Source organism: Streptomyces sp. NPDC002896 (assembly GCF_040295225.1).
Taxonomy (GTDB): domain Bacteria; phylum Actinomycetota; class Actinomycetes; order Streptomycetales; family Streptomycetaceae; genus Streptomyces.
On record NZ_JBEOVA010000042.1, the window covers coordinates 49,027 to 57,468 of the forward strand.

Consider the following 8,442-nt stretch of genomic DNA (forward strand, 5'->3'; position numbering starts at 1 on the left):
GGTTCCCGCCGCATTCGCTGATCCGCACAGCAGAACAACTGTCGAGGAGCAAGCGCGCTCAATGCGCCGGGCGCTGACGGGGGGCGCCTGCCCGATCGGCCGCGTCGTTCCCGAGGACCCAAGCAAGACACACGTCACTCGCCCCAGACACGAGTCCTGGGAGACATGGAGGAGAAAAGATGGCTGAGGACCTCGGTCCGGATCCGCTCGCCCCGTGGGTGCGCGATATCGCGAAAGCGCACGATGCCGCCCGGCACGTCGACGGCGTGCAGTGCCGCGGGTCGGTGGCCCTCATCGATGAAGCCGCCCGTCTTCGCGGTGTCGCCCAGGTGAGGCTCGGCAAGGCCATTTCCCTCGAGCGCGAAGTCGAGACGCGCCCTGCCCGCCTCGCCGAGCGCAGCGAGAAGGCCGAGGCCGAGAAGCGCGACTGGCAGCGACTGGGGGTGGATGAGCTCCGGGACGGTCACGGCGGCGTCGAGCTTGAGGTGCAGGTCGGCATTCACGGCCGCTACGCCCACGGAGGCGATGTCATCAAGTACGACGCCCACGGTGTCCACAACACCCACCTCGACGGGCTTGCCCACATCGGAGCCGATGCCACATGGCACGGCCCGATCCCCGCCATGGCCTCGAAGACCGACGAGGACACCATGGTGAACTGGGCGCAGCACGGCATCGCCACCCGCGGTGTCCTGCTCGATGTCGCGGCAGCGCGTGGCGTCGACTGGATCCCCGCAGAGGAGCCGGTCACGGCCGCGGATCTCGACGCCGCGCTCGCGGCGACCGGTGTCGCGCTCGAACCCGGCGACGCGCTGATCATCTACCAGGGCCGTGACCGGTACGAGGCCGCCGGCAACGTGTACCCGAGTGGCGCGGCGGCTGTTCGCCGACCCGGAATCGGCGAGGACGGCTCGAAGTGGATCGCCTCGAAGGATCCCGGCCTGGTGCTCTGGGACTTCCACGACGCGCGCGACAACCCGACCGGCTCACTCGAAGTGCACAACCTCATCTTCGCGATCGGGCTATGCCTGATCGACAACTGCCTGCTGGGCCCTGCCGCCGCCGCACTGAAGGCGGCGGGCACGTCGACGGGCCTGCTTGTCGCCGCACCGACGGCGATCCACCGGTCGACGGGCGTGATCATCAACCCGCTCCTCCTGTACTGATCCGCGAGCGAATCGGTCCGGTCCCCGCCCGGCAGTCCCGGGCGGGCACCGGACCTTTGCCGTGTCCCTTGCGCGCACAGGCGCGGCAACGCCCATGTTCTGAAGGGACCATTCATGCTCATCGGAGTCACCCGCGAGCCGACCGGGGAGACCCGCGTGGCCGCGACGCCAACGACTGTCAGACAGCTCATCGGCCTCGGGTACGACGTGGTGATCGAAGCCGGGGCCGGTGAGCTCTCGGCCTTCACCGACGCCGCGTACGCCGAGGCCGGGGCCGCCATCGGATCCGCCGCGGACGCGTGGGGCGCCGACGTCGTCCTCAGGGTCAACAGCCCGGCCCTCGGTGACGTCAGCAGGCCGAGGGACGGCGCGTACCTGGTCTCGACGCTGGCCCCCGCGCTCAACCCCGAGCTCGTGGATGCGCTCGCGGCACGGGACATCACCGTTCTGGCGATGGACGCGGTGCCGCGTATCAGCCGTGCCCAGTCCCTCGACGTCCTGTCGAGCATGGCCAACATCGCGGGCTACCGCGCGGTGGTCGAGGCCGCCCACGAGTTCGGCCGCTTCTTCCGTACGCCGGGGTGCAGAACCCGCTCTTCTTCCGGGACAACGCCGCGATGCTCTTCGGCGACGCCAAGACCAAGGTCGACGAGATCGTCAGTGCGCTGGCCGCGGCACCTGTCACCCCCGTCTTCGCGTAGAGAACTCAACCGCCGGTTTGGGGGGGGTGACGTCCCGTCAGCATCGCTGGCGGGGCCGTTTCGGTTGGTGTGCTCGACCGTCGCCGGACGAGGGACGGGTGGTAGCGCCTGCTGCCGCGGCAACGGGGGCACCCCCGCGGCTGCGAGATGGGGTGCAGCCGGTCCCGTCGATCTTGAGCTGCTGTCCGGTGACCCACCTGGACTCGCCCGGAGCGAAGGAGAGAACGGCCTCCGACGCGTCACGCGGCGACAGCCGCGGGGTGCCCATTGGGGTCTTCGCCACGAGTGCGGGGATCATGTCCTCGCGCGTCGGATTCTCGACGTCCGGCCGGGACACGTGGTACATGAACTCGTTGTTCCCGCGCGGCGACCTGTGACAGCACCGTCAAGTCGAGACCGTCCCGGATCGCGCGCAGCAGGGCACCGCTGTACGCAGTCAGCGTGCGGCGACGGGTGGCACAGGCTGATTCGCCACCTCGTGGAGCAGGCGGTCGACTTTACCCCGAATTCGCACGAGAGGATTGACAGCCGGTACCGCGTATAGGTAGTCGGCCTCGATCGCTGCGAGTGTGATCTCTGCCGCGTCCCTGGGTTCAATGGCAGGAACCGTCGGAATAGACGCTGTTGGCGCATTGGCGCCGCCGGCAGGACCCTCTTCGCGCTGCGCGCTCATGGGAGTGCGCACAATGCCCGGGCAGAGGACGGTAGCGCCTACACCTGGCGCTGAACCAGCCAACTCGGCGCGCAACGTTTCGGTGAGTGCTACAACCGCGTGTTTGGTGACGATGTAGTCGGCGATGCCGGGGACGATGGAGAGACCGGACATCGAGGCGGTGTTGAGTACGTGGCCCGAGTTCTTGTGAACGAGATGCGGAACGAACTCTCGGATACCGTTGATGACACTGCGGAGATTCAGGGAGAGCAGTCGCTCCCATTCCGCCGACGTGATCTCCCATGACGGACGCTGCCTATTGGCCGCTCCGACGTTGTTGCAGACGATGTCGAAGGTTCCGAACCGTTCGAGAGCTGTCTGGCCGAGCCGCGCGACCGATTCGGCGCTTGTGACATCGGTCGGTACGGCGACTACCTCGACGCCCAGCGCTGTCAGCTCATCGCGGGTGTCGCAGAGCCCGTTCGCGTCGACGTCGGCGATCACGAGATTGAGCCCGCGGTGTGCGAACGCCTCTGCGAGCGCCTTCCCAATGCCGCTTGCTGCGCCAGTGACGACTGCCACCTGGCCGGGAACCAGTCTGGTCACCGGACATCACTCCTTCTTCATCCTGGCCGGGCAAATCTGCCTCGCGGCCTTCAATGAAACGGTCATTATCTTCAGTGCATCGTCAGCGCACCGAGTGTGAGGAGCCTTCGTCCCAGTAGTCAAGTGGCGGAGCCGAGCTGCGCGATAAGGCGGGTTCGACTCCGAGGGACGCGGCGATCGCGGTTCTCGGTATCGCTGCGGCACGATCAAGTAGGCGCACTGTACTGCAGGGACATCACGGGCGCCGGGGTCGTGTTCGGTTCTTGCGTGCAGTCACGATCGAGGCCGGGCATGGCGCGACGGCTACCGGGAAGCTCTGTCCGGCCCGTGCTCTTGACATCGCTTGGAAGCCCTAGCCATCCTGGCTCTCTGCGTACAACGATACGATCGTTCCGCTCTAGAGAATACATCAAAGCGGCAGGACGACGGCTTCCGGAGGCTGGCGGCTACCGCCAGGGACGCCGCGATCACCCGGGCACGTCGCGCAGCCATCGGCGAGGGTCGCGGCTGTACCAAAGGAAGAAGGAGCGTTCGGTGGAAATAGTCGAGGGAACAGCTGCGGTCGTCACTGGTGCGGGCGGTGGCATGGGGCGTTCGATCGCCCTGGCTCTTGCCGGACGAGGGGTCGACGTCGTCGTCGCCGACATCGAAGGCGCCGCCGCCGAGTCGGTCGCGAAGGAGATCGAGGCGCTCGGGCGGCGATCGATCGGTGTGCAGGTTGACGTGTCGCAGCGAGACGCTGTGGAGAAGCTCGCTGACCTGGCGTACGACTGGCACGGGTCGGTCGAGATCCTCGTCAACAACGCTGGGGTCACCTTGCGCCCGTTTCGGGCGTCCTGGGACACCAGCTACGAGGACTATCGCTGGGTCATGGGCATCAACTTCTGGGGAGTGCTGCACGGCCACGCCGCCTTCGTGCCACGGATGCGAACGACCCCGGGGCCCAAGCACATCGTGAACACCGCGACGATGGGCACCACGGCCATGAGCGCCGGCCATTCCGCGTACAACGTCTCCAAGGCCGCCGTGGAGGCATTGTCTCTGACCGCACGTCAGGAGCTGCGCGGGCAGGGCATCGGTGTGTCGCTCCTGCATCCCGGCGCAGTTCGTACACGGATCACGACCAGTGAGAGGCTGCGGAGTTCTCAGAACCGATCGGATGAGCGCGGCGTGACCCCGTGGTCGACCTATGTCGAGCAGGTGACAAATCCGATTACTGACGCCAAGCCGGAAGACCTGCAGCCGAGCGGCGAGGACCCCGATGTCCCGACGACCTGGTCGGATTACATCACGCCGGCGGCCACGGGGTGGCTGGTGCTTCGCGGAATCGAGCTCGATCTTCCGCACATTCTCACCCACCCCTGCCCGAACGAGGCGTTCTTTGCTCGGGCGGAGGACATGATCGCTGGCCTGCCGGACTACACCGAATGGCCTGGCGCATCGTCCGCATCCTGATCGCCACCACCGATCAGGCCCAGGCGCCAACCGTTGGACCGCGCCTCAGGGCCGCCCGGGCGGCGCCGGCCGGCTCGGCTGGAGCAGGGCCCTGATCGAGCCAGGGTGGCACTGGGTGTCGTATGTGAGCGAATGTCAGTCGGCATTGATCTGTCGGCAAGTACCCTTTTCTGTCATTTTCTCCTCTTCAGGGTGGTAGTCGCCGCGTAATCAGGTGCGCGATGCCCTTTTCATTGGCACGCAGTGCCACTACGGTTCTCGTGGCTCCCAGGGGCGCTGAGAGCCGATCGACAGCCCGACCGAAGAAGGGATCGGACAGCGATGTTCCGGAAGATCCTCGTTGCCAACCGTGGGGAGATCGCCATTCGGGCGTTCCGTGCCGGCTACGAGCTGGGCGCGCGGACGGTCGCGGTGTTCCCGCATGAGGACCGCAACTCGTTGCACCGGTTGAAGGCTGATGAGGCCTATGAGATCGGCGAGCCGGGGCATCCGGTGCGGGCTTATCTCTCGGTCGATGAGATCGTCCGTGCGGCGCGCACGGCGGGTGCGGATGCGGTGTATCCCGGGTACGGGTTCCTGTCGGAGAACCCGGACCTTGCGCGGGCGTGCGAGGAGGCGGGCATTGCGTTTGTCGGGCCGACCGCGGAGATCCTTGAGCTGACGGGGAACAAGGCGCGTGCGGTGGCCGCGGCCAGGGCGGCCGGAGTCCCGGTGCTGGGTTCCTCGAAACCGTCCACCGACGTGGACGAGCTGGTACGCGCCGCGGAGGAGCTCGGCTTCCCGGTATTCGTCAAGGCCGTGGCCGGTGGCGGTGGGCGCGGCATGCGGCGGGTGGAGAACTCGGGGACGCTGCGCGAGTCCATCGAGGCGGCATCCCGCGAGGCCCAATCCGCTTTCGGCGATCCGACCGTCTTCCTGGAGCAGGCCGTTGTCGAGCCCCGGCACATCGAGGTGCAGATCCTCGCCGATGCCGAGGGCAACGTCATCCACCTGTTCGAGCGTGACTGCTCGGTGCAGCGCCGCCATCAGAAGGTGATCGAGCTGGCGCCCGCGCCCGACCTGGACCCGGCGCTGCGCGAGCGGATCTGCGCCGACGCGGTGAGGTTCGCCCGGCAGATCGGCTACCGCAACGCGGGCACCGTGGAGTTCCTCCTCGATCGCCAGGGCCGGCACGTGTTCATCGAGATGAACCCGCGCATCCAGGTCGAGCACACGGTGACCGAGGAGGTCACCGACGTCGATCTCGTCCAGGCGCAGCTGCGCATCGCCGCCGGTGAGACGTTGGCCGACCTGGGACTGTCGCAGAAGACGGTGCACCTGCGGGGCGCTGCGCTGCAGTGCCGCATCACCACCGAGGACCCGGCCAACGGCTTCCGCCCGGACACCGGCATGATCAGCGCCTACCGCTCGCCGGGCGGCTCGGGCATCCGCCTGGACGGCGGTACCGCACACGCCGGCACCGAGATCAGCGCCCACTTCGACTCCATGCTGGTGAAGCTGACCTGCCGGGGCCGGGACTTCGCCACCGCCGTCGGCCGTGCCCGGCGCGCTCTGGCTGAGTTCCGCATCCGCGGGGTGGCCACGAACATCCCGTTCCTGCAGGCGGTGCTGGACGATCCGGACTTCCAGGCCGGGACGGTCACCACCTCCTTCATCGAGCAGCGGCCGCATCTGCTGACCGCACGGCACTCCGCCGACCGCGGCACCAAGCTGCTGACCTACCTCGCGGACGTCACGGTGAACACGCCCCACGGTGAGCGCCCCCATCTGGTCGATCCGGCCACCAAGTTGCCCCGGGTTGCCGATACCGCCCCGCCTGCCGGCTCCCGCCAGGGGCTCGTCGAGCTCGGACCTGAGGGATTCGCGCGCTGGCTGCGTACCTCGCCGACGATCGGCGTGACCGACACCACCTTCCGCGACGCACACCAGTCGCTGCTCGCCACTCGGGTGCGCACCAAGGACCTGCTCGCCGTCGCCCCCGTGGTGGCACGGACCACCCCGCAGCTGCTGTCCCTGGAGTGCTGGGGCGGTGCCACCTATGACGTCGCGCTACGCTTCCTGGCGGAGGATCCCTGGGAGCGTCTGGCCCAGCTGCGCGAAGCAGTGCCCAACATCTGCCTGCAGATGCTGCTGCGCGGCCGCAACACCGTCGGCTACACCCCCTACCCCACCGAGGTCACCGACGCCTTCGTGCGGGAGGCGACGGCGAGTGGCATCGACATCTTCCGCATCTTCGACGCCCTCAACGACGTCACCCAGATGCGACCGGCCATCGACGCCGTACGCGAGACCGGAACCGCCGTCGCCGAAGTCGCCCTGTGCTACACCTCCGACCTGTCCAACCCCTCGGAGAAGCTGTACACCCTGGACTACTACCTGCGCCTGGCCGAACAGATCGTGGCCGCGGGCGCGCACATGCTGGCGATCAAGGACATGGCAGGGCTGCTGCGCGCCCCGGCCGCAGCCACGCTCGTCTCCGCCCTGCGCCGTGAGTTCGACCTGCCCGTACACGTCCACACTCACGACACCGCGGGCGGCCAGCTCGCCACCTACCTCGCCGCAATCCAGGCCGGCGCCGACGCGGTGGACGGCGCGGTGGCGTCCATGGCCGGCACCACCAGCCAGCCGTCACTGTCGGCGATCGTGGCCGCCACCGACCACACCGACCGCCCAACCGGCCTGGACCTGCAGGCCATTGGGGACCTGGAGCCGTACTGGGAGAGTGTGCGCAGGATCTACGCCCCCTTCGAAGCGGGTCTGGCCTCACCGACCGGGCGCGTGTACCACCATGAGATCCCCGGCGGGCAGCTCTCCAACCTGCGTACCCAGGCCATCGCCCTCGGCCTGGGCGACCGGTTCGAGGAGATCGAGGCGATGTACGCCGCCGCCGACAGCATCCTCGGCCACCTGGTCAAGGTCACCCCGTCCTCGAAGGTGGTCGGCGACCTCGCCCTCCACCTGGTCGGAGCGGGAGTCTCGCCGGAGGACTTCCAGTCCGCTCCCGACACGTTCGACATCCCCGACTCGGTCATCGGATTCCTCCACGGCGAGCTGGGCAACCCTCCGGGCGGATGGCCGGAGCCGTTCCGCACCAAGGCTCTTAAGGGCCGCGCCGCTCCCAAGCCGGTGAAGGAACTGAGCCCGGAAGACCGCGAGCTGCTGGAGAAGGAACCGCAAGCGACACTGAACCGACTGCTGTTCCCCGGCCCCACCAAGGACTTCCAGGAGCACCGCCAGGTCTACGGCGACACCGGCGTCCTGGAGAGCAAGGACTTCTTCTACGGGCTGCGCCCCGGCAAGGAGTACACGGTCGACCTCGAGCCCGGTGTCCGGCTGCTCATCGAACTGCAAGCCATCGGCGAGCCCGACGGACGGGGCATGCGCACCGTCATGGCCACCCTGAACGGCCAGTTGCGGCCGATCCAGGTGCGGGACACCTCGGTGGCTTCCGAGGTGCGGGCGGCGGAGAAGGCCGACAGGACCAACCCCGGACACATCGGCGCTCCCTTCGCCGGGGTGGTGACGCTGGCGGTCGCCGAGGGGGACAAGGTCGAGGCCGGCTCCACCGTGGCCACCATCGAAGCCATGAAGATGGAAGCCGCCATCACCGCACCCAAGGACGGGACCGTCACCCGACTCGCCATCAACGCGATCCAGCAGGTCGAAGGCGGCGACCTCCTCATTGAGCTGCGCTGACGAAACCGGTCCCCACGCCGCCCCGGTGACCTCCTCGACTACCGGGGTCAAGGAGTTCGGTGGGGCTGGCGGCGGGGCGATCCATTCAGTGTGTGGGCTGGGTGCCGCCGATGCGTTCGGTGAGGGCGGCGGCTGACTGTGTGACGAGCGCGGCCAGTTCGGGCAT

Annotated in this window: 4 protein-coding genes and 2 pseudogenes; 5 read left to right on the forward strand and 1 reads right to left on the reverse strand. The window is 68.0% G+C overall.

Annotated features, from left to right (window positions below; genetic code table 11):
- Positions 1-179: 179 nt before the first annotated feature.
- The 3 genes and pseudogenes from ABT009_RS41475 to ABT009_RS41485 form a co-directional block, all read left to right on the forward strand.
- Positions 180-1,166 (forward strand): cyclase family protein, encoded by a 987-nt coding sequence (locus ABT009_RS41475; protein WP_351306849.1) that lies wholly within the window; start codon positions 180-182, stop codon positions 1,164-1,166.
- Between the two features lie 114 nt (positions 1,167-1,280).
- Positions 1,281-1,736, forward strand: a pseudogene (locus tag ABT009_RS41480) (Re/Si-specific NAD(P)(+) transhydrogenase subunit alpha); the annotation flags it as partial.
- 2 nt (positions 1,737-1,738) lie between these two features.
- Positions 1,739-1,867: pseudogene (locus ABT009_RS41485) on the forward strand (NAD(P)(+) transhydrogenase (Re/Si-specific) subunit beta); the annotation flags it as partial.
- Between the two features lie 436 nt (positions 1,868-2,303).
- On the opposite strand, the gene ABT009_RS41490 reads toward ABT009_RS41485, so the two are convergent.
- On the reverse strand, positions 2,304-3,125 hold the full coding sequence (locus ABT009_RS41490) for an SDR family NAD(P)-dependent oxidoreductase (protein WP_351306851.1): 822 nt from the start codon (positions 3,123-3,125) through the stop codon (positions 2,304-2,306).
- A gap of 534 nt (positions 3,126-3,659) precedes the next feature.
- On the opposite strand from ABT009_RS41490, the gene ABT009_RS41495 reads away from it, so the two are divergent.
- Complete coding sequence (locus ABT009_RS41495) at positions 3,660-4,580, forward strand: SDR family NAD(P)-dependent oxidoreductase (RefSeq protein ID WP_351306852.1); 921 nt, start codon at positions 3,660-3,662, stop codon at positions 4,578-4,580.
- A gap of 321 nt (positions 4,581-4,901) precedes the next feature.
- Positions 4,902-8,276 carry a pyruvate carboxylase gene (locus ABT009_RS41500; RefSeq protein WP_351306854.1) on the forward strand — a complete coding sequence of 1,125 codons (3,375 nt, stop codon included), beginning with the start codon at positions 4,902-4,904 and terminating at the stop codon, positions 8,274-8,276.
- Positions 8,277-8,442 lie beyond the last annotated feature (166 nt).

Excerpts from the sequence above, each read along its gene's own strand:
- ABT009_RS41475 (WP_351306849.1), top strand. The coding sequence starts at position 180 with ATGGCTGAGGACCTCGGTCCGGATCCGCTCGCCCCGTGGGTGCGCGAT.
- ABT009_RS41500 (WP_351306854.1), top strand. The coding sequence starts at position 4,902 with ATGTTCCGGAAGATCCTCGTTGCCAACCGTGGGGAGATCGCCATTCGG.